Here is a 23885-nt window from a genome sequence, read left to right as displayed (position 1 = left end):
TGCCGAAAAATTAAAAGTAAGTATATATTAAAGACTTTTGCTTTTTGGTGGGAGGGATTTATGTCCGAAAAATACAGCGTACACGATTACACCGTTGAACAGATTTTAAATTTTATTAAATCAAATGAAATTGCAATTCCTGAAATTCAGCGTCCATTTGTATGGAAGGGGAAGCAGGTTCGTGATTTAGTTGATTCTCTTTATAAAGGATATCCAACCGGTTATCTGATTATTTCAAAAAGTCCGGATCTTAAACTTAAAGATGGGTCGCTTTCGATTGGAAAGAAAATTATGATTGATGGTCAGCAGCGTGTAACTGCTATGATGACAGCTTTAAGCGGACTTGAAGTTTTTAATGCTGATTTTGAAAAGAAGCATATTGCGATTGCATATAATCCTTTTGCAAAAAATGATGAAGATTGTTTTGCTGTTCAGGATAATGCCATATTGAAAAATAAAAAATGGATTCCAGATGTTTCTGTAATTTTTCAAAGTGGATTTAGTTCTTTCAAATTCGTAAAAAATTACTGCGAAGCAAATCCTGAAGTTGATGTAGAAGATTTTGATAGACAGGTAAGCCAGCTGCTAGATATTAAAAACCGCAAACTTGGTGTAATTGAGCTTTTTGATAAAGAACTTAGTATTGATGAAGTTACTGAAATTTTTATTCGCATCAATAGCCAAGGAACAAAACTTAATCAAGCAGACTTTGCCATGAGTCGTATTGCTGCAAATGAAACCTATGGTGGCAATATGCTCCGTAAAGCTATAGATTACTTTAGTCATCTTGCAGTTGATCCAAAATGGTATCCTGAAATGACTAAAGATGAGGCTTTTGCAAAAACAGATTACGCTGCAAAACTAAAGTGGCTTAAAGACGATAACGAAGATATTTATGATCCTGACTACAGCGATATGCTTCGAGTTGCTTTTATGTCTCAATATCCTCGTGGAAAAATGAAAGATCTTGTAAGTCTTTTGCAGGGACGTGATTTTGAAACAAAAGACTTTAAGGAAGCAATTGCCGAAGAAACTTTCAAAAAACTTTCTATAGGTGTTCTTGATTACATGAACGCATACAACTTTAAGCAATTCATTCTTGCAATCAAAGATGCAGGCTTTATAGTAAAAAAACTGATTACTTCAGGTATTACTTTAGATTTTGCTTATACCTTGTATCTTCGTCTTTTGAATGATTCTTCAATCGATAAAACAAAAGTAAAGAATTATGTTCAGCGTTGGTACGCAATGAGCACACTTACAGGTCGTTACATTGCCTCTCCTGAATCTGCTATGGATCAGGATTTACGCCGGATCAAAGAAAAAGGATTTTTACCATGGTTTTATGAAGTTGAAAAGACGCTTGGAGATACATTCTGGAATGTAGAACTTGTTCAGAATCTTGAAACCTCATCTGTAAATAGTCCGGCTCTCTGTGTATTCTGGGCTGCCTGTTGCCGTGAAGGAAGCGATTCCCTTTTTAACGAAGGTTCAAAATTTGCAAATCTCATTACTACTATGGGCGATGTTCATCATATCTTCCCAAAACAGTATTTGATTGATAATGGTATAAAAGATAAATCAAAATACAACCAGGTAGCAAACTTTACTTATCTTGATACTACAACAAATATTGCAGTTGGAAAAGACGAACCGTGTCAGTATTTTACAAAAGTTTGGGAACAATGCAAAACAGGTGAGTATCGCATTGGTAATTTAAAAACGGAAGATGCTATTAGGAAAAATCTTGCAGATAACTGTATTCCTGAAGAAATCCAAAACTTGACTTATGAGAACTATGAAGATTTCTTAAGACAGAGACGAAAACTGATGGCTAAGAAAATCAGAGAATATTATGAGAAACTGTAAATAGGTGAGTGTAATGCAGAAAGAACAAAACCCATTTGAAATAGACTTTGATTCATACATTCTCCAGTCAGAACCTTCCAAACAGGAAAGGGGTAAACTCTGGCAGACAGCAATCGGTTTGCAGCAGGTAGACGGACTTACTCCATCAAAATACTTGTACGAAACTGCTAAACGCAATATTGATGGCGACATCACAATTGAAGAAGCAAAGAAGCTTATACTCTCATATTACGAGTCAAAAGTTTGTAGAGAAGAAATTAACGAAGATGAAAAAGAAGCGGATCAGGTTTCTGTCCGCATTTGTGAGATTTTATCTGAAAAAACTTTTAGCTTTACTCCGAATTTGCTTCTTTCTATTCATAGTCGTCTGTTCAGTGATGTTTTTTATAAAGTAAAAGCCGGAAGTTTTAGGGACTACAATATCTCCAAAAAAGAATGGGTTTTGGATGGAGATTCTGTTCTGTATGCCAATGCTGACATGATTCGACAGACTCTTGATTACGATTTTAATCAGGAAAAATCTTTTGATTATTCAAAAGTTTCAAAGATAGACGCTGTAAAACATCTTACAAGATTTGTTGCAAATATCTGGCAGATTCATCCTTTTGGAGAAGGCAATACAAGGACAACTGCTGTTTTTACTATCAAATATTTGAACTCGCTTGGTTTTAAAGTAAATAATGAGCCTTTCGAAAAAAACAGCTGGTATTTCCGTAATGCCTTGGTTCGTGCAAATTACACAAACATAACCAAAGGCATTTATATGAATGCTGAATATCTTGAAAAATTCTTCCGTAATTTATTACTTGGCGAAAGCAACGAGCTTAAAAACAGATATATTCATATTAGATACGCAGAAGAATCAGCGAAAAACATCACTGTAAATATCACACAAAACGTCACTGTAAAACTCACTAAGAATCAGAAAAAAATTCTGGAACTAGTAAAGGAAAATCCTGTAATACTACAGGAAGAGATTGCCGCAAAACTTGGTATTGCAAGAGAAACTGTCAGTCGTAATATGACAAAGCTTCAGACTTTGAATATATTAGAGCATGTTGGAGCTGATAAAAACGGGCGTTGGAAAGTAAAGAATTAGTTCTATTCGATTTCGCCGATTTTAATATTCAAAAGTTCGCGGAAAAAACAATTTTGATTCACTAAAAAGATTAAAATCTCATAATTTTACGCATAAGTAAATGAGTAAAATTATTTAGTTATGCGCGGTTTTGTAATGAAAAATCAAGAAAATAAAAAGATAAAAAACGTCAAATTATAGAAAATCGAATTTTTTCCTTCCCCTCCATAACTAAAACTTATACTGACTAAAAAAACATTGTATTTTAAATATCTTCACGCTTCTGTTATTTTCTTTTTAGAAAACAAACTGGATTTCAGTTTTTATTGGAGGTATCAATGAAGAAAAATATTCTTGCGGCGGCTTTTGCCGGGATTCTTGGACTTTCGCTTGCCGCTTGCTCAAGCACAAAAAATGTTGCGAAAACTGACGTTTCTTCCGGCGGAAAAATCACATCGAAAAACGACTTGACTTTTCCGCTTGGAGACGATGTCAGCGCGCGTTTTTTCGGAACTGTTTATTTCAAGAATCTGATTCAAAAGGATTCGGTTTACAATTTTCCGGTTACGAACAACATAACTTTTGCGCCAGGCTCTCACAGCGGCTGGCACGTTCACGGCGGAATGGAGGTTCTTGTTACCGGCGGACGCGGCTACTATCAGGCGGAAGGCGAGAAAGCGCAGATTATCCAGAAGGGCGACGTTCTCCATATTCCGGCTGGCGTTAAGCACTGGCACGGCGCGACTCCCGACAGCTGGTTTCAGCAGATTGTGATTTACGACGCGGACTGGAAGGCTGAAAGCGGAAAAGATGTTCACGAGGATGTGAGCGCAGAATGGTACGCGAATGTTGACGCAGAAGAATATAATGGAAGAAAGCTTACTTCTGCCGACAGATTCATGTTCGGAAATGGAACTCTTTTAAGCTCGCAGAATTTTTCAGGGCCGGCTTATCTTTCCGATGTGCTTGAAACACCGAACGAGGCAGGCGCGCCCGGAATCCATAACGTTGTGTTCGACGCAGGAACTTACAACGCCTGGCACACCCACGCAGGCGGACAGATTCTGATTGCAACGGACGGAATCGGCTTTCATCAGATTGAAGGCGAGAGCGTTCAAGTAATGCATCCGGGCGATGTTGCGTTCTGCCCTCCTAACGTAAGGCACTGGCACGGTGCGACCGCTAATTCAAGTTTTGCACATCTTGCGGTGAACACAAATCCAGAAAAAACTGGCGTTCAGTGGTTTGAGCGGATTCCAGAGAAGGAATATAAAAAACTTTCAGCTTCCCTTTCTTCCGGCGCAGTCGTAAAAACTGAAAACGGCTTGGTTCGCGGAAGCGTTTCAAACGGAATCTATTCCTTCAAGGGAATTCCTTATACGCAGGTTGAAAAAAGGTTCACTGTCGGAAAGCCGGTTCAAAAGTGGAGCGGAATATTTGACGCGACAAAATACGGTCCGATTGCCATTCAGACAGGCTTCCGCCCGGGAACTGCCGGAACAGACAACATGAGCGAAAATCCGCTGAATCTCAACATTTGGACTCCTTCGGCAGACAGCAAAAAACGCGCGGTAATCGTATGGCTTCACGGCGGCGGATTTATGGCAGGCTCTGCAATCGAGCAGCCTTTCTATGATGGCGAGAATCTTTCAAAAAGAGGCGACGTGGTTGTAGTCAGCGTGAATCACAGGCTCAACGTGCTTGCTCACTTGAATCTTGCTTCTTATTCAGACGAGTACAAATATTCGGGCAATGTCGGAATCTATGACTTGGTTCAGGCTTTGCAGTGGATAAAGGCAAACATTGCAAATTTTGGCGGCGACAAGAATAACGTAACAATTTTTGGAGAAAGCGGCGGCGGAGCAAAAGTCCTTGCGCTTATGGAAAGCCCTTACGCAAACGGACTTTTCAGGCGCGGAATTGTTGAAAGCGGCGCGACCGAGACAATGGGCGTTCTTTGGACTCCAAAGGCGGCGGCTGAGCGCATTACCGAGCTTACACTTGAAAACCTAGGGCTTAAAAAAGACGAATTTGAAAAGCTCCAGAGCGTTCCTTATTCCGACCTTGTTCAGGCTTCTGACAAAGCTCTTGACCAGACAGGAAAAGAATTCAAGATTCCTGCGGCTCTTGGAGAAGGCTATTCTCTTTCATGGGAGCCTTACGTTGACGGCGACTTTATCCCGGACGACATCGCAGGCAAAAACGGATTCCCGAAGAACGGCGAAAAATACTCTCTTCTGATTGGCTCGAACCTGAACGAATGGGAGACAATGCAGAAAATGGGCGACGCTTCATGGAACAGCGGAAGCAAAATCACTATGGGCGCGGACGAGACAAAATCTCATCTTGCCCAAAAATACGGTGAAAAGGCGGATGAAGTTCTTGCGGCTTTTAAGACGGCATATCCTGAAAAGCAGGACTTTGAGGCGGCCTATGTTGACTCGCGCGTAATCAGAATTCCAATGCTAAAGATTATGAGGGCAAAGGCGCGGCAGAAATCCCCGGTGTACTCGTACATCTTCGCTCTGGACAGTCCGCTTTCAGTCCACACTGCGGAAATCCCGTTCGTGTTTGCAAACGCTGACATGGCTCTTGTAAAGACCACGGATTCCTCGGCGGCAAAAAAAGTTCAGGACGAAATGTCTGACGCATGGATTGCCTTCGCAAAAAACGGCGACCCTAGCACTGTTAATCTGAAGTGGGAAGCGTACACAAACGCCGGCGGCGCAACAATGATTTTCGACGAGAACACCCGCCTTGCTCGCAACCACGACAAAAAACTGATTCAGCTCCTAGCCCCTGAATACAGCTGGGAATAGAAGCGGGCGTGAATGCAAAAACATTCGCGTTGAACCATAAAACTGGAGAAATTCAACGACTTTCTCCAGTTTTTTTATTTGGGCGTTCCCCTCGCTCTGTTTCGACAAGCTCAACAACCGCTCGGGTCGGGCTTTTCGGGGTTACGCTATCGCTTCATAAAATAGTAAATGCTAAAAAATTGCTTCAAGTATTCGCAATTTTTCTTGACGCATTTCCTATTTTACAAGCCCCTACAATCCCTAACGTGCGTTCGCGTCGTCTGTTTCACAGACTTTGCTCACTACCGAGTTTTTGCAAGGCAAAAACTCGCGGCAGGTTCATTTCAAAAATACTATGGAAGTTTTGCCAGAAATTGTGTATAGTGGTTTTGAATTAATTTTGGAGGATATTTTGAATAACATTATAACAGCAATCTGCAATTTGGTTGAAAATCCAAAGATAAAACTGATTCGTCAAGGCGACAGAACAAATAGAGCAAACAGTATGGGCGATGCACTTGAAGAATATATAAAAGATGTTTTTGCAGGAACTGTGGATTTTGAGGAAGGACAATCTCGAGCAGTTGCTATTTCTTCAACTTTTTCTTACTTAGGAAATAAAACAAATCCTCCTGACAGTATGCTGAAAGGCGGAAATGCTGGGGATGCAATCGAAGTAAAGAAAATTGAAAATCAAAATGCCGCTTTGGCTCTTAATTCAAGTTATCCAAAATGTAAACTCTATGCAGATAGCCAAATGATAAGCAAAGCCTGCCGTGAATGTGAGCAGTGGACTGTCCGGGATATGATTTATGCGGTTGGCATTGTAAAAGGCGATTATCTGAAATCATTAGCTTTCGTTTATGGCGAAGATTATTGCGCCGAAAAAGAAACTTATGAAAGAATAAAAACAAAAATAAAAGAAGGCGTAGAAACTATTGACGGAATAGAATTTACTAAGACTAAGGAACTAGGACATATAAATAAAGTTGACCCTCTTGGAATAACATATCTCCGGGTTCGCGGTATGTGGGGAATTGAAAATCCGTTCAAAGTTTTCAACTATGTTTATGAGCAGAATTTTTCAAATACTTTTAATTTTATGTGTATTATCAATGATGATAAGTTTAATTCATTTGAAAATATTTCGGAATTATATGAACTAGCAAGAAACAATACAAATCTTGAAATAAGAGATGTAAGAATCAAAAATCCAAACAATCCAGCTGAGTTGAAAGAGGCAAAACTCATAACTTTTTTTGTTGAGGAATCCAGATGAAAGTAATAAGTCTTTTCAGCGGCTGCGGCGGTCTTGATTTGGGATTTGAAAAAGCAGGATTTGAAATTCCGATTGCAAATGAATTTGACTCGTCAATTTGGGCAACTTTTGAAAAAAATCATCCGAAAACAAAACTTATCCGTGGCGACATCAGAAATATAAAAGAAGAGGATTTTCCAGATGAGATTGACGGAATTATCGGAGGTCCGCCTTGTCAGTCTTGGTCAGAAGCCGGTTCTTTACGTGGAATTGACGACCCACGCGGAAAACTTTTTTATGAATATATTAGAATCTTAAAAAACAAAAGACCGAAATTTTTCCTTGCAGAAAATGTGAGCGGAATGTTGGCAAAACGACATTCGGAAGCCGTTCAGAATATTCTTACGCTTTTTAAAGATGCCGGCTATGATGTTTCTTTGACAATGGTGAATGCAAAAGATTACGGCGTTGCTCAGGAGCGAAAACGTGTTTTCTACATCGGATTCAGAAGCGACTTGAATATAAATTTTCAGTTTCCAAGAGGCTCTACAGAAGAAGATGACAAAAAAATCAGTCTCAAGGATATTATCTGGGATTTGAAAGATACCGCTGTTCCTGCTTTGCCTAAAAATCACAGAAATCCGGACGCTATAAACAATAACGAATATTTTACAGGCGCATATTCTCCGATTTTTATGAGCCGAAACCGTGTAAAATCCTGGGATGAGCAGGCTTTTACAGTTCAGGCGAGCGGTCGTCAATGCCAGTTGCATCCGCAGGCTCCTAAAATGCAGAAAGTCGGCTTGAATAAATGCGAGTTTGTAAAAGAAAAAGAAAACCTTTATCGCAGAATGACAGTCCGCGAAGTTGCAAGAGTTCAAGGATTTCCAGACACGTTTCAGTTCATCTATGAAAATGTGGACGACGCATACAAGATGATTGGAAACGCAGTGCCGGTAAACCTTGCCTTTGAAATCGCAACTGCAATAAAAAAGACACTGGAAAATCAAGTTGAATTTGCAACAAATACTAATACTGAAAAAATATTGGTAACTGCATAATGTAGAAAAATAAATGGATACAATTGATAAAGATATATTCTTGGACTTTTTTAATAATGGAGACGGTTATGTCTTTGATTTTTCAACGGATAGATTCAATAATTTTACAAGAGAAAGTATAGGCGAAGAATTATGCCGTAAATATAATTTATCAAAAGGAAAATCTTTGACTAAATATTTTTCAGAATGTTCTGATGAAAAAATCATAAAGTTAAGTACCAATTTGTTAAGGTACTATGAAGCTAAACTTTATGACAATTCAATTTATGGAACAGACAAAAAACATAAGCAATATGAAAAATGTAAATGTCTTTTGGAAAAATATAAAATTAATTCTATTGTGGATATTTCTACAATACAAAATATAAACCGTGGGTATATTATCAGCATAACAAAAAGAGCTAATGAAGATATTCAGAATGGCAATTTTGATAGCGCGATAACAAAAGCTAGAACTCTTATAGAAGAAGTTTTCTGTTTTGCCATTGAAAAACAAAATCAAAAACCAACGGACAGTGGAAATATTATAAAACTCTATACCCAAGTAAAACTTTTATATAATATGCACCAAAATAGAGAAACTGATAAACGGATTAATGATTTACTTTCTGGACTTGATAAAATCATTATGTCTATTTCAGAGATGAGGAATAAAAGCAGTGACTCTCATGGCGTTGGAAATAAACGTATTGCTATAAAAGAACATCATGCGCAATTATTTGTAAATTCGGCGATGACAGTTGCAGACTTTTTGATTTCGGTTGTTAATAATAAAATTTAATTTCACACCCCAAACTGACTTAATTTTTATAAACGGAATGATTCCACAAGCAGAATTTATCTGCTTTCCTGTTGCGGAAAAATTCCGCAGGCTGTCCGCACATAATTTCGATGAACGGAATAATTCCGCGAGGTGAATTTGTCTGCTTTCATGCTGCGGAAAAATTCCGCACGTTGAACTGACGCAATTTCTTCAAACAGAATAATTCCGCAGCGTGAACTGGCGTAATTTTTTCAAACGGAATGATTCCGCGGTCTGTCCGCACGTCATTTCTGACTGCGGAATTTTAAAATCTGCAAAAAAATACAAATCCGACTTGTTCTGTTTATTTTTTCATCTTGCCGTTTTTAGCCTTGCGTTAATATTAGTATTCCCTTATTCTTCTTTGTGAAGAGTTTAATTTTTCCATTCATGGAGGAAACAGACTATCGGGATTGTACATTTTGACTTCCAAGACAGAATGACCAATCAAATTCCAGCCATTCATTTTTTCTAAGGAGGTCAAAATGAATAAGATTATTTCAAAAATCCGTGTCGCAGAACTAGACACGCTTTCTGACGTTCTTGTGCGTCTGTACAAGGACTCTTGTGCCGCGGAAAATGCCGTTTCTAAGGACGCAAACCTTTCGCTTATTATGGCGGAAGCTGAAAAGCTTTCTGCGGACATCACAACGGCTATCAAGAGCGACCGCGTCTCAAGCACGCTTGACGAGGCGGACATTGCGCGCGACGAGATTATCCGGAACTTGGGCGACGCTCTTACAGGCTACGCTGCGATTCCTGTCGCGGCTAAAAAGTCGGCGGCACAGAATCTTCTTGCGGTCTTCGGCAAATACGGAAGGCAGATTACGCAGAAAAACTTTGCCGAGGAGTCTTCTTTGATTGAAAGCATGCTTGAGGACTTCGGAGCGGAATCTCTAAAGGCTGACGTTGCGGCTTTGGACGGAGTTGGCGAGCTTGTTTCAGAGTTGCGGACGGCCCAGGACAGCTTCAACAAGGCGAACGACGACTTTACGAACGCGAGCATGAACAGAGGCGAGAGCGCGACTTCGGTAAAGAAGAGCCTGATTTCCGTGCTGAACGACAAGCTCGTGCCGTATCTTAGCGCGGTTGCCCCTCTTGCGGACTATAAGGACTTTGCCACAAAGTGCGAGGCAGAAATTGCAAAGGCGAACGCGACTGTCTCAAAACGCGGAAAGTGAGTTCAATTTGTAATGCTTAATGAATAATTCGCAATGAGCAATGTGTGGCAGGTAATGTCATCTTAGGGCTTGACCCGGAGAACTGTTGCATAAATGCCATGCGTCATGTTTTTTCAGGCAGCTTCTGCTTTTCGGCAGTGGCTGTTTTTTTTTATTTTCTTTCTCTACTTGTCATAACCAAAATTCATACTGGCTAAAAGAAAGTTGTATTTTAAATATTTTCAAATCCCGGTTATTTTTCTGTTATGGGAATTATGAAAAAATCTTTTCTTTTTGCGTTTTCCTTTCTTGTGGGGATTCCGGCTTTTGCTTCGGACATTGACAGTGGCTTTGTCTTTGTGGAGGGCGGCGAGTTCATCTCTTCTTCCGGCACGAAAAATCCTGATGATTACACTTTTCATGCTGAGACGGTCGCGGATTTTTACATTTCAAGATACGAGATTACGGCGGAGTTTTACAAGCGTGTGACCGGGAAAAATCCTGCCGGAGTTTCGGATATGAGGCGGCCTGTCGAGAATGTTTCGGGGCTTGACTGCATTGAATTCTGCAACGCTTTGAGCCGCATGGAAAATCTTGACGAGTGCTATTATCAGTCGGGCGGAAAATGGGTATGCGATTTTTCAAAGAACGGCTACAGGCTTCCGACTTTGCCTGAATGGGAATATGCGGCGCGCGGCGGAAAAAAGTCGAAAGGCTTCAAGTATTCAGGCTCAAACAACATCGGGGAAGTCGGCTGGTATGACGGAAATTCCGGCGGTCTTTCGCATCCTGTGGGGCAGAAAAAGGCGAATGAGCTTGGACTTTACGACATGAGCGGAAATGTTGGAGAGCGGTGCTGGAATCCGTCTTACAAGGGAAAAAATCCTGCCCATGTGGGGCGCGGCGGCTGCTGGATTTACTGCGAGGGCTACTGCACGCCGGATTACCGTTTTGTTACGACTGCGGATTTTTGCGGCGAAGGGCTTGGGCTTAGGCTTGTTAGAAGCGCGGTGTGAGAGCATAACCAAAACTCATACTGGCTAAAAGAAAGTTGTATTTTAAATATTTTTCTGCCTGGTTTATATTCTAGGCATAAAGAGATTCGGCGGAAATCTTTCAAGAGAGGTCAAGAATGATGAAAAAACTGATTTTTGCTTTTATTGCGGCGGCAGCGCTGTGTTTTTCGGCTTTTGCAAAGTCGCTTGTGGTTTATTTTTCTGTTCCTGAAAGCACAAAAACTTCGGGGCTTACGCGGAACGAGGAGAATAGTCTTGTCGTGGTGGACGAAAAGGCGTTGGGGAATGTTCAGTATGTTGCGGGCCTTATTGCGGAGGAGACCGGCGCGGACATTTTCCGTCTTGAAGCGAAAGACGCATATCCGACTGACCACACTGCGCTTTTGAACCGCGCGGCGCGTGAGCAGCGGGCTAATTCGCGCCCTGAAATCCGCGGAAAGATTTCGGATTTTGAAAGCTACGACACGGTTTTTGTGGGCTATCCGATTTGGAACGCGGATTTGCCGCCTGTCCTGTATTCTTTTTTTGACGGCTACGACTTGAGCGGAAAAAAAGTTGTTCCGTTCACTGTTCACGGCGGAAGCGGACTTGCAGGCACGCCCCGCACAATCGCAAGGCTGGAGCCGAAAGCCGCTGTTGAGCAGAACGCTTTTTCGGAGTCGCGAAACACTGTTGACTCTTGTAAGGAGCGGGTTTCAAATTGGCTAAAAAAAATCGGCGAGAAATGAAATTGATAGATAAATATTCATTGGAGGAAAATATGAAAAAAATTGTTATGGCTGCTGCTGCGGCTTTGAGTGTGTTTTCTGCTTGCGCGGCTGGTTCTGGAAGCGGTTCTAATTTTCAGGCAGGCGGAAAGAACAGCGGAAAAATCCTTGTGGCTTACTATTCCGCGTCTGGAACGACAAAGGCGGTTGCCGAAAAAATCGCGTCTTATCTTGGAGCGGACTTGTTCGAGGTTGTGCCGAAGGACGATTACACTTCCGCAGACCTTGACTGGACAAACAAGAAAAGCCGCGTATGCCGCGAGCATGACACGATTTTTGGCTCAAAGGCGAACGGAACTGCGACCGTAAGCGACCTGAAAAGACTTCCTATCGCGATGAAAGGTAAAATGCCGGATTTAAGCGGATACGAGACTGTTTTTATCGGCGCACCAATATGGTGGGGAATCGACGCCTGGCCTGTAAACGCATTTGTCGAGGGCGCGGATTTTAAAGGAAAAACAGTTGTTCCGTTCTGCACTTCGATGAACTCGGGACTTGGAAGAAGCGATGTTCTTCTTCATGAGCTTGCCGGAGCTGACAACGGAACTTGGCTCGCTGGAAAAAGGTTCGGAACTAGAGCAAGCGAAAGCGAAGTTAGAAGCTGGATTGATTCAATCGGCGTGAAGTGATATTCATATTTCGTTGTTCGGGGCGGGCGGAATTTTGAAAAACAAAATTCGTGAACAAAATCGACTTTTGAATGGAGCTTTTTATGGAAGAAAAATGGGATGAATTGTATTTGGCAGCGAAAAAGGTTTTGAATCCGCGCACGGTTTCTAGGATTATAGAGGCTGGCGGAGTTGCTGCGGCAATAGAGTCCTCTTCGGGAAAAATCTATGTAGGCGTGTGCATTGACTGTGCTTGCACGCTTGGAATCTGCGCTGAAAGAAACGCCATTTTCAACATGATAACAAACGGCGAGAATTCCATTAAAAAAGTTATTGCGATTGATGAAGATGGAAAAGCCATTCCGCCTTGCGGTGCCTGCCGTGAGCTTATGACGCAGCTGATGCCTGACGATTACCAGAATATCGGGGTCATGCTGGATTATGAAAACAAGAAGATTGTAAATCTTGGAGCGCTTACTCCGAACTGGTGGATTTAGCGAAGCGTGCGTTAGGGATTTGCATACCTACGGTTTGCTGCGGGATTTTGCAAGGAGATTGTCGGCTAAAACCCGACAATGACAAGAAAGTCAAGTATAACAGAAACAGCTTTGTTTTATGTCGCAGCCGATGCAGAATACTTTTGCGCTCAGAAGATTTTTCTTGACAATTCTTTTTCACTTCGCTAATATGCAACTGTGTTGCAAAAATCTTATCACACTAAAACTTCGGAATTGATTTCTCAGTTTGTTCAGGAAAGGACGGAAAGCGGTTTTTCTGCGATGGAGCTTCTTGCTTTTCTTTCTGAGCGCGGGGAAAGTGTGAACAAGACGACTGTTTACCGCAACCTTGAAAAGCTTGTTGAAAGCGGGCGGCTCATAAAACGCAAGTCGGCTGTTTCTGACGGCTTTATTTACCAGAGGGCGGAAGAAGACGGACAGTGCGGCGAGCATATTCACTTTCAGTGTGAAAAATGCGGCGCGATGATTCATCTTTCGGACAAGCTTACGGCGGATTACCTGAAATCGGTTTCTGAAAACTTCGGCTTCAAGGTTGATTTTTCTTTGTCGTCACTGAACGGACTTTGCGAAAAATGCAGGACTTTGGAATGAACTCAAGGCTGGATTCAAAATTGAACAGGCTGCGCGCGGTTTTTGCGGCGGTCTTTATCTTGCTTACAGTTTTCTCAGTATTTTTTGCGGCTGCCGAGGCCGGGCACGACTGCTCAGGCGACGCCTGTCCAATCTGCTTTGTGATTCAAGTTGCCGAGCAGAACGCAAAGCTTTTGAGCCTTGCCCTTTGCGCAGCCGGAAGTTTCTTTGCCCGGCGATATTTTGCCTTAAAACTTTCCTTTAAAAATTCATATCAGACTTTTTTCAATAACTCTTTAATTTCTCTAAAGACACGTCTTAACAACTGAAAATTCTCTTTTCATCTTTATGCGCTAGGGATTGTAGGGGCGCGGAGCGTTCCGAAGCGAAGCGAGGAATGAAGCCGAAAGGCGGAACCCCGAAAAGCCCGGTCTGCCTTTAGGCAGAAGCGCCCGTATTATCAAATTTTATTCAAAGAGAAAAAAAATGAAAAAGAAACCAGTTACGCTTATCACGGGCTATCTTGGCTCTGGTAAGACAACTCTGCTGAACGAGATTCTTCGGCAGGAAAAAAGGCGTGTCGCGCTGATTGTAAACGACATGGGAAGCATAAACATTGACGCTGAAATTCTGAAAAAGAACGGAGCGGCGGTTGCCCAAAGCGAAATGTACGAGATGCAGAACGGCTGTATCTGCTGCACTTTGCGCGATGAGTTTCTTGCGCAGGTCGAGAAGATTTCCGAGAAAGATTCCATTGAGACTGTTTTTGTGGAGGCTTCGGGAATAAGCGATCCCGGCGCGATTGCAGCTTCCTTTCTTGCCTATGAGGACGACACTCCGGACACAAATGTTTTTCTTTCGAACATTGTTACGGTTGTTGACGCCGACAGAATTTACCGCGAGTTTTTGACCGACCTTGAGAACTACGAGGAGAACGACCCGAACAATCTTAAGTCGAACGATATTACAACGCTGATTGTTGACCAAATTGAATTCTGCAACGTGATTGTCCTGAACAAGCTTGACTTGCTTGACGATCAGAAGACTGAGCAGGTCATAAAGGTTATCCGGGATTTCCAGCCAAAGGCGAAGATTGTAAAGACGGTGCGCGGAAAAGTTGACATCGAGCAGATTGTGTCCGAGACAAAATTCGACTTTGACATGGTAGATTCCTCTTCGGCAATTCAAAAGGCAATCAACAGTCTTTCCGACACGAACCGCGGATTTGAGGACGAATACGGAATTTCTTCGTTCGCATACGAATGCAGAAAGCCGTTCAGCCAGGAAAAATTCATGGATTTTGTGAACGAAGGCTTTCCAAAAGAAATTATCAGGGCAAAAGGCTATGTCTGGTTCAAGGAGAAGGCGCAGGACGTTCTTCTTTTTGAGCAGGCCGGAAGAAATTCTTCTGTGATGGCGGTTGCATACTGGGTTGCGGCTCTGGACGAGGCCACGCAGAAAGAGTGCCTTGAAAATGACAAGGAGCTGCGTTCATCTTGGGACAAGGATTTTGGCGACAGGATGAATCAGCTTGTGTTTATCGGCAAGGGCTACGACAAGGAAAAAATCATCAGGAAACTGGATTCCTGCCTTGCGTAGTCTTGCAAAATATTTTGGATTTTATTGGAGAAAAAAAATGAAAAAGATAACGAAATTTTTGGCTTTAGGAGCGATGTTTGCCTTTGGAACGGCAGGCGCGTTTTCTGCAGAAAAAAAATCAATTGTCTGCACGACTTTTCCGCAGTACGACTGGTGCCGCGAGATTCTTGGAGACAAGGCGAAAGACTTTGACCTTACGCTTCTTCTTGACAAGGGGACTGACCTTCATTCGTTCCAGCCGAGTTTTTCCGACATCGCGAAAATTTCCGCAAGCGATATGTTCATCTACGTTGGCGGCGAGAGCGACGGCTGGGTTAGCGGAGTTCTAAAGGAAGCGAAGAACAAGAATCTTGTTCCAATCAACATGATGGAAGTTCTTGGCGAGCGCGTAAAGGAAGAGGAAGTTGTGGAAGGAATGCAGGAAACTGAACATAACCACGGCGAAGAAGGCCATCCCCACGACCACGGCAAGGAGGTCTCAACTTTTGAGGACATCGAGGTTAAAAGCAGAAATCTTTCTGACTGGGCAGGCGAATGGCAGTCGGCTTATCCTCTTGCGCTTGACGGAACACTGGACGAGGCTTTTGAGGAAAAGGCTGAATCCGGAAAAATGACAGCCGAAGAATACAAGGCTTACTATCAGAAAGGATACAAAACTGACATCTCAAAAATCAGCATAAAGAAAGACAAAATCGAATTCACCTATGCTGACGGAAGAAAAGTAAGCTCAAAGTACAAAAATGTCGGATTTTACATTCAGAACTGGTCAACAGGAACAAAGGCCGCAATGTACCGTTTTGTCGCAAAAAACAAGAAGTCAGACGCGCCGCTTTTCATTGAATTCAACGACCACATGATTGAGCCAGCAGCTGCGGAGCATTTCCACATCAGAATGAGCAACGAGAGCTTTGACGCGATTGTTGACCCGGAAAATTCTTTCCCGACATTCTTCCCTGCAAGCATGAGCGGCGAGGAAATCTGCGAGCATTTGGCAGGACACGGACACAGCCACGATGAGGACGGAGACGAGCACGGCCATCATCACGAGCATGACGAGGTTGAATACGACGAGCACGTCTGGCTTTCTGTCAAGAATGCAGAAGTTTTGACAAACGCGATTGCTTCCCAGATTGAAAAGCTCGACCCGGAAAACGCTTCTGTTTACGCGGCTAACGCAAAGAACTATGTTGAAAAACTCAACGCTTTGGACAAAAAATATTCTGAAACTGTAGCTTCCTCAAAGTTCAAGACAATTCTTTTTGGCGACAGATTCCCGTTCCGCTATCTTGCTGACGACTACGGCCTTAAATATTATGCGGCTTTTGTCGGATGCAGTGCGGAAAGCGAGGCCAGCTTTGAGACTGTGATTTTCCTTGCAAAGAAGGTTGACGAGCTTGGGCTTGGAAGCGTTCTTACAATCGAAAATTCAAACGGAAAAATCGCGCGCACTGTAATTCAGAACACATCAAAAAAGAACCAGAAAGTTCTGAAGATGGACTCATTGCAGTCTGTGAACCAGAAGGACATAAAGGGCGGAAAAAACTATCTTGGCACAATGACAGAAAACCTTTCCGTTCTGAAAGAAGCCTTGAACTAACAGCTTAGGGATAGAAGCACGGCAAACCTGACGGTTTGCTGACGAGTTTTCTTGTAAAAATTTGGTTGCGGTGGTCATTGAGTTCGTCCGGCCATTGAGCCTGTCGAAATGACCGCTGCAACTTTTTGCGTCGGTTTCGTAAAATAAAACCTGCGCCTCCTTTTTCTTGAAATTTTTTGTCTAAAAATGAGGTTTCTTATGACTAAAAAAACACTTTTTGAGATTTTTGCGGTTGCAGGAATTTTTTGTCTTGCAGGCTGCGCGAAAAAATCTTATGCACAGCCTTTTAAACCGGCTGCAAAAATTTCATCTGCGGAAGAAGAAAAGTTCGACAGAGTTTTTCAGAAAATGTCAGGCAGAGCAAAAGAAGCCATTTGTGTTACAGAAGAAAACAAGGCGGAATTTTTAAAAGACCTTCACGAGATTCTTGAGGAGGAAAAGACATTCCGTGCGGACGGCAAAAGCCTTTTCTTTTTAATTGACAAAAACCACGCCGTGCCTTCCTCCTACGTGCCGAAAGACTTGGTTTCTTTGGAAAAGAACAGCCTCTTTGACCTGAACAAAGCCGGAATGAAAATCCGCCCGGAAGCTTATACCGCTTTGAATGAAATGGCGCAGGCGGCGTTAAATGACGGAATCAGGCTTTTGGTAAGCTCCGCCTACCGCTCTTATTCTTACCAGGAAAATCTTTTTAACCACTACGTAAGCGCGGACGGACTTGAACAAGCTGAACGCGAAAGCGCGCGCCCTGGAACAAGCCAGCATCAGCTTGGAACGGCGGTTGATTTCGGCTCGATTTCTGATGACTTTGACAAGACTCAAATGGGGCAATGGGTCTATAAAAACGCCGCAGATTATGGCTGGTCTCTTTCGTTTCCAAAAGGCTATGAAGATGTTACCGGCTACCGCTGGGAATGCTGGCACTTCCGCTACATAGGAAAAAACGCCTGCCGTTTTCAGCAGAAATGGTTCGGCGGAATCCAGCAGTTCATGCTTGAATTTATAGACTTATGGAAAAACTGCTGAGGAGAAAAAAATGGCGTACATTTCTTGCGAGAATCTTGTGGTCGGATATGACGGAAAGGCAGTTTCGCCGCCGGTGAGTTTTACAGTGGAAAAAGGAAGCTACGTTTGCATTCTTGGCGAAAACGGAAGCGGAAAAACAACCCTTATGAGAACGCTTGTTGGGCTTCAGAAAAAAATCAGCGGAGAATTTTTGTTCGGAGACGGACTTTGCAAAAACGAGACCGGCTATCTTCCGCAGAAACTTTCTGTTAGCGCAGATTTTCCGGCTTCCGTACGCGAGATTGTGCTTTCTGGAACGCTCGGGCAGTTTAAAAACCGGCCTTTTTACGGAAAAGCGCAGAAACTGATTGCGGACGAGCAGATGGAAAAAGTCGGAATCGCTTCCCTTTCGCATAGGCGTTTTACGGAACTTTCAGGCGGACAGCAGCAGAGAACTCTTCTTGCGCGAGCATTGTGCGCCGCAAAAAAACTGATTTTTCTTGACGAGCCTGTTTCTGCGCTTGACCCTGCCGCCGCAAAGGAATTCTACGCCATCTTGGAAAAGCTCAACAATGAAGGGCTTTCCGTTGTAATGGTGAGCCACGATTTGGACTGCCTTGATTACGCATCGCACATTCTTTCGTTCAGAGGCGGAAAAGTTCAGTTTGAAAGCCGCGTGGATTTTTGCAAAAACTCATCGTCTAAAAAAGCAGACATAAAACGCGGCTGAAAAACTGGAAATACTGGAGACTTCGATGGAAATTCTTGAAAAACTTTCTTATTACCTTTCATTTTCGTTTGTTCGCTATGCGCTGATTGTCGGCGTTCTGGTTTCTTTGTGCGCGTCGCTTCTGGGAACTGTTCTTGTCCTTCGCCGCTACTCGCTTATTGGAGACGGACTTTCGCACGCCGCGTTCGGAGCGTATGCGGTTGCCGTTACTATGAAGCTTGTGAGCGACAGCCTTTTTACAATTCCGGTTACGGTTCTTTGCGCGATTTTTCTTCTTTGTATGGACAAAAAAAGGAAAGTGCAGTCTGACTCGCTGATTGCGATGATTTCCGTGGGCGCGCTTGCGTTCGGCTATCTTGTGATGAACGTATTTTCAACTTCGGCGAATGTCTCAGGCGATGTCTGCACAACGCTTTTCGGCTCAACCTCGATTCTCACGCTCACAAAAGGCAAGGTCGCAGTCTCAGTCCTCATTTCCTGCGTTACGATTGCCGCGTTCGTCTTTTTCTACAACAGAATTTTTTCAGCGACTTTTGACCCGGACTTTTTGCGCACGGAAGACAAATTTGCGCCAGCCTACGACATTTTAATTGCCGTGATTACAGCCGTTGTGATTGTGCTTGCGATGAATCTTGTAGGCTCGCTTCTGATAACGGCGATTCTTGTTTTTCCGCCTTTAAGCTCAATGCGCGTTATGAAAAGCTTCAAGTCCACAGTGATTTATTCCGCCGCGCTTGGAGCTTTCTCGTCGTTCCTGGGAATTATGATTTCGATTGTTCTTTCAACGCCGGTTGGAGCCACAATCGTGATAATCGACATAATGATTTTTGTTCTGCATTGCGTTGCCGGGAGGTTTTTATGAAAAAGATTCAGACTGCCGCTTTGATTTTGATTTTGCTTGCCGTTTTGTCATGCTCGGCGAAAAAATCCTACAGCGCAGGCGGAGTTCCAAAACAGAACAAAGTTGCTAATATAATAGAAGAAAAAATTAAGGAAGAATCATCCTCTGACAACCGGCAGCAGAATGCCAGTTCCGGCAATTATGACAATTACTACAGCTACGGCAGCGGCACGGAAAATGATTCATCGCAAAGCACTGATTCATCTTATTCAAACGGAGAAGAGCAAAATTCCAGCGGCTCAGCTCAAACTTCCTCTTCATCAACCTACGACTATTACGGAAGCAGCTTTGAGGAAATCTCCGCGCCCAAAACTGACGTTGAGCTTGACCTTTCAAAAATGAACGCCGACCTTGCTTATGCGTTTATTTTCCAGCTTGTTGTGGAGCCTGAAAAATACGAGGGAAAAACAATCCGAATGACTGGAACTTTTGAAACTTTTTACGACAATGAGCCTTACGGACGGCACGACTACTGCATAATAACAGACGTTCTTGCGTGCTGCGCGCAGGGGCTCGAATTTGAAAGCGCAAAAGTTCCCGGCATTGAACCAGGCCAGAAAATCACAATAAGCGGCACACTCAAGCTGCGCGATGCGGTCTCGCCCGACGGAATGGAATACAAGACAATGCGGATCGCGGAAGCGAATGTTGCAGCATTATAGACGAATAAAAAAAATACCAGCTATAAACAAAACTGATACCGAGCAAAAGAAAGTTGTATTGTACATTTTTTCTGTGGAGAATTATATTTGCTACATAATCTAAGAGTTATGCGAGTTTGCTTTTTGCAAACTCGGTAAGCAACCGCAGGTTGCGACAAGAAATTTTTAATTTTGGAGGAAATATGGATTTTGTTACATTGAACAATGGCGTAAAAATGCGTCGTTCGCTTTGCTCACTTAACGAGTTTCAGAAAACTGAAACTCGCGCAAATATATAAATATGGAGGCTTGTATGGACTACGTAAAGTTGAACAACGGCGTAAAAATGCCAATGCTTGGTTTCGGCGTGTTTCAGGTGCCGGACGAAAATGTTACGGAGCAGGCGGTTTATGACGCGATTTGCGCGGGCTACCGGCTGATTGACACGGCGGCGGCTTATCAGAACGAGGAGTCGGTTGGACGTGCGATTGCCCGTGCGGTTTCTGACGGAATTGTGAAGCGCGAGGAACTTTTTGTTACGACGAAGCTGTGGGTTCAGGATTTTGGCTACGAGAACGCGAAAAAGGCGTTTGCAGTTTCGCTCAAAAAACTTGGGCTTGAATATCTTGACCTTTATCTTTTTCATCAGCCGTTCGGCGACTATTACGGCTCTTACCGCGCGATGATTGAATTGTATAAGGAAGGAAAAATCCGCGCAGTCGGCGTGAGCAATATGTATCCCGACCGGCTCGCTGACCTTTGCGAGAACTTTGACGTGATTCCGGCGGTGAATCAGGTGGAGCTTCATCCGTTCTTCCAGCAGCCTGGCGCGCTTGAAAACATGAAGAATTACGGCGTTGTGCCAGAGGCGTGGGGACCTTTTGCGGAAGGAAAGCACGAGATTTTCAAGAATCCAGTTTTGGCGGAAATTGCCACTAGCCACGGAAAAACTGCAGCGCAGGTGATTTTGCGGTGGAACATTCAGCGCGGAGTTGTCGTGATTCCAAAGTCCGTTCACAAGGAGCGAATTGTGGAGAATTTCAACGTGTGGGATTTTGAGCTTTCTTCGGACGACATGAAAAAAATCGCCGCGCTCGACATCGGACACAGCGAAATCGTGAACCACCACGACCCTGCGTTTGTAAAAATGATAAACGGCTGGAAAATCCACGGGTAGGGAAGGCGTGGGCAAGTTTAAACGTTGCATGAGATGCGGCGACTAAATGTATAACGGGCGTTCCATTGCCTGTGGAACGTCCGTTCCATGGTGTATGGAAAGCTCGTTCCGCTGTGTGTGGAACGCTCGCGCAAGGCTGCTTTAAAATTCAAGTTTTTTGAGTGTCCAGTCGTAGTGGTTGCGTGTTATGAATTGTGCTGCATGGAGCACAAAGAATCTGTGCGATGTTCCGATTGTTGTGCGAGTTTTCGTAAGAAAACTCGGTAGCAAACCGTTAGGTTTGCAGAGCTTCCGGCGGCGGTTGCATTTCACTTCGTTACATTCCACCCGCCGCCGTCTGGCGTTCCAGCCTTCGCTCACGCTCATTCCAAAATGTGGTTTCGACACGCTCAACCCGCATTTTGGAACTTCGGGCTTCCATGCCCTAAGTTATTTTTGTGGTGGGATTGGTTGCGTGTTGAGGAGTTTGCTCACACGGATTCGATTTTTCAGGCAGCTTCTGTCTTGTGACGGAGGCTGCTTTTTTTATTTTTCCATTTCTTCAAAATCTTCACACAATCTTGACAATTCCGAGAGAAAATCTTGAAACACGAATTCTACTATGGCAGTGTCAAAAGCAGAGAGGGGAACGGAATAGATGCTTGTGCGTCAAAGTCCGTCAGAAAATCCGTCTGATTTTTGGCAAGGGTAATTTTATGAAAAAGACAGTTTTAACTTTGGGTGTATCGGCATTGGTTGCGGCTGCGGTTTTTGCGCAGGAATTCAATCCTTCTTCATCGGCACTCGGCGAGCTTAGCACAAATGCGAACGTTGAGGCAAGCGCAAATCAGGAGTCTGTTTCAGAAAACGCGGATGACAAGACTCTTTCCGCTCAGGAAATCTCAAAGTCGATTGAGGAAGTTGATGGAATAAAAGTATTCGCCAATATTCTTAAAAATTCTTCAGACAAAGTAAAGGATGTTGATTCTGATTCTGGCGTTACAGTTCTTGCTCCAATTGACGCAATTGCCGATACAGAAAAAATTGTCCAGAATATTTCTGACTATATAGTTCCTGAAAAGCTTACAAAGGAAAACCTTGAGACAAAGAGTTCTGTTCAGACTCTTTCGGGAAAAACACTTCCTGTTGAAGTAAAGGATTCTGCTATTCTTATAAACAATGTTGAAGTTGCAAGTCTTGCAGACAGCTCGGACGACAAGGTTTCAGTTCTTCGCCTTGCAAACAACTTTAGCGAAGAAGCTTCTTTAGTTCTTGCAAAATAAAAAATCGATTTGGAATAATCTGGAGGAAAATATGAAAACAACAACAAAAACTTTTATCGCTGTATCAATGGTTGGATTTGCCGCAATGATGTTCTCTTGTGTGGGAACTAAAAAAGAAGCCTCTTCTGTACAAGAAACTACACCTGCTGTTCAAGAACAGTTAGACAGTGCGACAACATCAGAAGCTCATTTGCAAGAAGATTCTAGCTCTGTGGAAAATGAAAACACAAGTTCTGTTCAAAGCGAAGCTCCAGAAGCTAGCGATGCTTCTGCTCCAGTTGCAGAGTAAAAATTTGCTAAAATTGGCAGAAAGTCGATTTTTTGAATTATTAAAAAATCAACTTTCGCCAGCAGAAATCAAACTGAAAAACGAATTGTGTGTTTAGTTTGTGCAAATGTTTTTCAGTTTGGTTTTTGTTTTTAACTTTTAATAGATTTATAACCGCTTTTGTATCTTGAAATCGTATTTTGCATTTATATATAATAGAAGAAAATCACGTACTTGAGGATTAAAATGAAATCATCCCGTCTTTTTTGTTTAATATTTGTTTCCGTTCTTTTTTTTGTAGGCGCGGAAGTTTTTCCGCAGAACACGGTTTCAGTTTCAAAAAACACATTGGCTACCTCTCCTAAATTCAGCGGCTCGCCTTTTTCCGTCACAGAATATCGAGGAACTTCTCCAGACACGCTAAAAAAATACAGTGTTCTTGAATTTGCGGACGGGCGGATTTCAAAGGAAACACAGTTCAACGATGACGGCTCTGAAAAAACTGTTGTCGGGCGGAAATTTCTTGATGACGGAAAGATTTCAGAAATCACCGGGCTTGACTCGTCAAAAAACGTGAAGTGGCGTTATTCCTACGGCTACGGCGAAAAGGGGCTTCTTGCAAGCGAGACTTCTTATTCAGGAAGCGGCGAGATAGAGTGGCGCGCGGAATATTTCTACAACGAAAAATCCCGGCTTTCTGAATGCAAGACTTATTCCGCGGCAGGCACATTGAACTTTACTGAAAAATACATCTACACCGAGGATGGACGCGTAAAAGATTATTCTTCGTTCTATGCTGACGGAAAACTTTTCAAGCGTGTTGAATATATCTACAATGCGGACTCAACTTTGGCGCAGGAAAAAAACTATGACGCAAGCGGATTTTACGAGAGCGTGAACTACTCGTATTCAAACGGAAAGGCTTCTTCAATAAAAACGCTCGGCGCGGACGGAAGCCTGAAGACTGAGGAGACACGGACTTTTTCCGCTGGAAATATGATTCGCTCGGTTCTTAAAAATGCGGAAGGAAAAACTGTCTCTGAAAAAGAATTCTTCTACGACTGGAAAGGAAACATTGTGCTTGAAAAAAATCCGTCTGGAATCATAATGCGGAATTTTGTGTACAATGCGCCAGTTTCATCATCATCTTCTTCTGCGGCTTCTGCTTCATCTTCATCTGAAAAAAAGGAAAACTGAAAA

The 23885-nt window shown here is 43.0% G+C and carries 24 protein-coding genes; 23 read left to right on the top strand and 1 reads right to left on the bottom strand.

The window, feature by feature from the left end; genetic code table 11:
- Window positions 1-60: 60 nt before the first annotated feature.
- The 20 genes from Q0H92_RS06655 to Q0H92_RS06560 all read left to right on the top strand — a co-directional run bounded on the left by Q0H92_RS06655 (window position 61) and on the right by Q0H92_RS06560 (window position 21155).
- The gene (locus Q0H92_RS06655; protein WP_296013151.1) at window positions 61-1869 is read left to right on the top strand and encodes a DUF262 domain-containing protein; all 1809 of its coding nucleotides are present in this window, start codon (window positions 61-63) and stop codon (window positions 1867-1869) included.
- A 13-nt stretch (window positions 1870-1882) separates the two neighbouring features.
- Window positions 1883-2968 (top strand): Fic family protein, encoded by a 1086-nt coding sequence (locus Q0H92_RS06650; RefSeq protein WP_296013150.1) that lies wholly within the window; start codon window positions 1883-1885, stop codon window positions 2966-2968.
- A gap of 317 nt (window positions 2969-3285) precedes the next feature.
- Window positions 3286-5766: a carboxylesterase family protein gene (locus Q0H92_RS06645; protein ID WP_296013148.1), complete on the top strand. Its 2481-nt coding sequence runs from the start codon at window positions 3286-3288 to the stop codon at window positions 5764-5766.
- A gap of 391 nt (window positions 5767-6157) precedes the next feature.
- Window positions 6158-7024, top strand: a complete 867-nt coding sequence (locus tag Q0H92_RS06640) for an NgoPII family restriction endonuclease (RefSeq protein ID WP_296013146.1) — start codon at window positions 6158-6160, stop codon at window positions 7022-7024.
- Window positions 7021-8064, top strand: a complete 1044-nt coding sequence (locus Q0H92_RS06635) for a DNA cytosine methyltransferase (protein ID WP_296013144.1) — start codon at window positions 7021-7023, stop codon at window positions 8062-8064. Before Q0H92_RS06640 ends, Q0H92_RS06635 begins: the two co-directional genes overlap by 4 nt.
- A 13-nt stretch (window positions 8065-8077) precedes the next feature.
- Complete coding sequence (locus Q0H92_RS06630; RefSeq protein ID WP_296013142.1) at window positions 8078-8845, top strand: abortive infection family protein; 768 nt, start codon at window positions 8078-8080, stop codon at window positions 8843-8845.
- A gap of 506 nt (window positions 8846-9351) precedes the next feature.
- Window positions 9352-10047: a DUF6261 family protein gene (locus Q0H92_RS06625; protein WP_296013141.1), complete on the top strand. Its 696-nt coding sequence runs from the start codon at window positions 9352-9354 to the stop codon at window positions 10045-10047.
- Between the two features lie 254 nt (window positions 10048-10301).
- The gene (locus tag Q0H92_RS06620; protein WP_296013139.1) at window positions 10302-11042 is read left to right on the top strand and encodes an SUMF1/EgtB/PvdO family nonheme iron enzyme; all 741 of its coding nucleotides are present in this window, start codon (window positions 10302-10304) and stop codon (window positions 11040-11042) included.
- Between the two features lie 116 nt (window positions 11043-11158).
- Window positions 11159-11770, top strand: a complete 612-nt coding sequence (locus tag Q0H92_RS06615; protein ID WP_296013137.1) for a flavodoxin — start codon at window positions 11159-11161, stop codon at window positions 11768-11770.
- A 32-nt stretch (window positions 11771-11802) separates the two neighbouring features.
- Window positions 11803-12438 carry a flavodoxin gene (locus Q0H92_RS06610; protein ID WP_296013135.1) on the top strand — a complete coding sequence of 212 codons (636 nt, stop codon included), beginning with the start codon at window positions 11803-11805 and terminating at the stop codon, window positions 12436-12438.
- An 83-nt stretch (window positions 12439-12521) separates the two neighbouring features.
- Window positions 12522-12914: a cytidine deaminase gene (locus Q0H92_RS06605; RefSeq protein ID WP_296013134.1), complete on the top strand. Its 393-nt coding sequence runs from the start codon at window positions 12522-12524 to the stop codon at window positions 12912-12914.
- A gap of 198 nt (window positions 12915-13112) precedes the next feature.
- Window positions 13113-13526 (top strand): transcriptional repressor, encoded by a 414-nt coding sequence (locus tag Q0H92_RS06600; protein ID WP_296013132.1) that lies wholly within the window; start codon window positions 13113-13115, stop codon window positions 13524-13526.
- Complete coding sequence (locus tag Q0H92_RS06595; protein WP_296013130.1) at window positions 13523-13834, top strand: hypothetical protein; 312 nt, start codon at window positions 13523-13525, stop codon at window positions 13832-13834. The genes Q0H92_RS06600 and Q0H92_RS06595 overlap by 4 nt, the downstream gene beginning before the upstream one ends.
- 157 nt (window positions 13835-13991) lie before the next feature.
- The gene (locus Q0H92_RS06590) at window positions 13992-15104 is read left to right on the top strand and encodes a GTP-binding protein (protein WP_296013127.1); all 1113 of its coding nucleotides are present in this window, start codon (window positions 13992-13994) and stop codon (window positions 15102-15104) included.
- 37 nt (window positions 15105-15141) lie between these two features.
- On the top strand, window positions 15142-16701 hold the full coding sequence (locus tag Q0H92_RS06585) for a ZinT/AdcA family metal-binding protein (RefSeq protein ID WP_296013125.1): 1560 nt from the start codon (window positions 15142-15144) through the stop codon (window positions 16699-16701).
- Between the two features lie 198 nt (window positions 16702-16899).
- Entirely contained in the window at window positions 16900-17727 is an 828-nt protein-coding gene (locus tag Q0H92_RS06580) for a M15 family metallopeptidase (protein ID WP_296013123.1), read from the top strand.
- A gap of 10 nt (window positions 17728-17737) precedes the next feature.
- Window positions 17738-18436, top strand: coding sequence for an ATP-binding cassette domain-containing protein (locus tag Q0H92_RS06575; RefSeq protein WP_296013120.1), 699 nt, complete (start codon window positions 17738-17740; stop codon window positions 18434-18436).
- A 25-nt stretch (window positions 18437-18461) separates the two neighbouring features.
- Complete coding sequence (locus Q0H92_RS06570) at window positions 18462-19298, top strand: metal ABC transporter permease (protein ID WP_296013118.1); 837 nt, start codon at window positions 18462-18464, stop codon at window positions 19296-19298.
- The gene (locus Q0H92_RS06565; protein WP_296013116.1) at window positions 19295-19999 is read left to right on the top strand and encodes a hypothetical protein; all 705 of its coding nucleotides are present in this window, start codon (window positions 19295-19297) and stop codon (window positions 19997-19999) included. The genes Q0H92_RS06570 and Q0H92_RS06565 overlap by 4 nt, the downstream gene beginning before the upstream one ends.
- 292 nt (window positions 20000-20291) lie before the next feature.
- Entirely contained in the window at window positions 20292-21155 is an 864-nt protein-coding gene (locus tag Q0H92_RS06560; RefSeq protein WP_296013114.1) for an aldo/keto reductase, read from the top strand.
- Window positions 21156-21296: 141 nt separating this feature from the next.
- Here Q0H92_RS06560 and Q0H92_RS06555 read toward each other — a convergent pair whose 3' ends face one another.
- Window positions 21297-21542 (bottom strand): hypothetical protein, encoded by a 246-nt coding sequence (locus tag Q0H92_RS06555; protein WP_296013112.1) that lies wholly within the window; start codon window positions 21540-21542, stop codon window positions 21297-21299.
- 308 nt (window positions 21543-21850) lie between these two features.
- Between Q0H92_RS06555 and Q0H92_RS06550 the strand changes: the two genes are divergently transcribed.
- The 3 genes from Q0H92_RS06550 (at window position 21851) to Q0H92_RS06540 (ending at window position 23882) form a co-directional block, all read left to right on the top strand.
- The gene (locus tag Q0H92_RS06550) at window positions 21851-22417 is read left to right on the top strand and encodes a fasciclin domain-containing protein (protein ID WP_296013110.1); all 567 of its coding nucleotides are present in this window, start codon (window positions 21851-21853) and stop codon (window positions 22415-22417) included.
- Window positions 22418-22448: 31 nt separating this feature from the next.
- On the top strand, window positions 22449-22706 hold the full coding sequence (locus Q0H92_RS06545; protein WP_296013109.1) for a hypothetical protein: 258 nt from the start codon (window positions 22449-22451) through the stop codon (window positions 22704-22706).
- 225 nt (window positions 22707-22931) lie between these two features.
- Window positions 22932-23882 (top strand): hypothetical protein, encoded by a 951-nt coding sequence (locus tag Q0H92_RS06540; protein ID WP_296013106.1) that lies wholly within the window; start codon window positions 22932-22934, stop codon window positions 23880-23882.
- The last annotated feature ends 3 nt before the right edge of the window (window positions 23883-23885 follow it).

Origin of the sequence: uncultured Treponema sp., from assembly GCF_934725225.1 — a bacterium.
Classification (GTDB): domain Bacteria; phylum Spirochaetota; class Spirochaetia; order Treponematales; family Treponemataceae; genus Treponema_D.
The sequence above is the reverse complement of the archived record's forward strand: the minus strand, read 5'-3'. Positions and strand labels throughout refer to the sequence as shown.

What these genes read in the sequence shown, in the direction of transcription:
- Q0H92_RS06655 (WP_296013151.1), top strand. Translation starts at nt 61, where the DNA reads ATGTCCGAAAAATACAGCGTACACGATTACACCGTTGAACAGATTTTA.
- Q0H92_RS06650 (WP_296013150.1), top strand. Translation starts at nt 1,883, where the DNA reads ATGCAGAAAGAACAAAACCCATTTGAAATAGACTTTGATTCATACATT.
- Q0H92_RS06645 (WP_296013148.1), top strand. Translation starts at nt 3,286, where the DNA reads ATGAAGAAAAATATTCTTGCGGCGGCTTTTGCCGGGATTCTTGGACTT.
- Q0H92_RS06635 (WP_296013144.1), top strand. Translation starts at nt 7,021, where the DNA reads ATGAAAGTAATAAGTCTTTTCAGCGGCTGCGGCGGTCTTGATTTGGGA.
- Q0H92_RS06630 (WP_296013142.1), top strand. Translation starts at nt 8,078, where the DNA reads ATGGATACAATTGATAAAGATATATTCTTGGACTTTTTTAATAATGGA.
- Q0H92_RS06625 (WP_296013141.1), top strand. Translation starts at nt 9,352, where the DNA reads ATGAATAAGATTATTTCAAAAATCCGTGTCGCAGAACTAGACACGCTT.
- Q0H92_RS06620 (WP_296013139.1), top strand. Translation starts at nt 10,302, where the DNA reads ATGAAAAAATCTTTTCTTTTTGCGTTTTCCTTTCTTGTGGGGATTCCG.
- Q0H92_RS06615 (WP_296013137.1), top strand. Translation starts at nt 11,159, where the DNA reads ATGATGAAAAAACTGATTTTTGCTTTTATTGCGGCGGCAGCGCTGTGT.
- Q0H92_RS06610 (WP_296013135.1), top strand. Translation starts at nt 11,803, where the DNA reads ATGAAAAAAATTGTTATGGCTGCTGCTGCGGCTTTGAGTGTGTTTTCT.
- Q0H92_RS06605 (WP_296013134.1), top strand. Translation starts at nt 12,522, where the DNA reads ATGGAAGAAAAATGGGATGAATTGTATTTGGCAGCGAAAAAGGTTTTG.
- Q0H92_RS06595 (WP_296013130.1), top strand. Translation starts at nt 13,523, where the DNA reads ATGAACTCAAGGCTGGATTCAAAATTGAACAGGCTGCGCGCGGTTTTT.
- Q0H92_RS06590 (WP_296013127.1), top strand. Translation starts at nt 13,992, where the DNA reads ATGAAAAAGAAACCAGTTACGCTTATCACGGGCTATCTTGGCTCTGGT.
- Q0H92_RS06585 (WP_296013125.1), top strand. Translation starts at nt 15,142, where the DNA reads ATGAAAAAGATAACGAAATTTTTGGCTTTAGGAGCGATGTTTGCCTTT.
- Q0H92_RS06580 (WP_296013123.1), top strand. Translation starts at nt 16,900, where the DNA reads ATGACTAAAAAAACACTTTTTGAGATTTTTGCGGTTGCAGGAATTTTT.
- Q0H92_RS06575 (WP_296013120.1), top strand. Translation starts at nt 17,738, where the DNA reads ATGGCGTACATTTCTTGCGAGAATCTTGTGGTCGGATATGACGGAAAG.
- Q0H92_RS06570 (WP_296013118.1), top strand. Translation starts at nt 18,462, where the DNA reads ATGGAAATTCTTGAAAAACTTTCTTATTACCTTTCATTTTCGTTTGTT.
- Q0H92_RS06565 (WP_296013116.1), top strand. Translation starts at nt 19,295, where the DNA reads ATGAAAAAGATTCAGACTGCCGCTTTGATTTTGATTTTGCTTGCCGTT.
- Q0H92_RS06560 (WP_296013114.1), top strand. Translation starts at nt 20,292, where the DNA reads ATGGACTACGTAAAGTTGAACAACGGCGTAAAAATGCCAATGCTTGGT.
- Q0H92_RS06550 (WP_296013110.1), top strand. Translation starts at nt 21,851, where the DNA reads ATGAAAAAGACAGTTTTAACTTTGGGTGTATCGGCATTGGTTGCGGCT.
- Q0H92_RS06545 (WP_296013109.1), top strand. Translation starts at nt 22,449, where the DNA reads ATGAAAACAACAACAAAAACTTTTATCGCTGTATCAATGGTTGGATTT.
- Q0H92_RS06540 (WP_296013106.1), top strand. Translation starts at nt 22,932, where the DNA reads ATGAAATCATCCCGTCTTTTTTGTTTAATATTTGTTTCCGTTCTTTTT.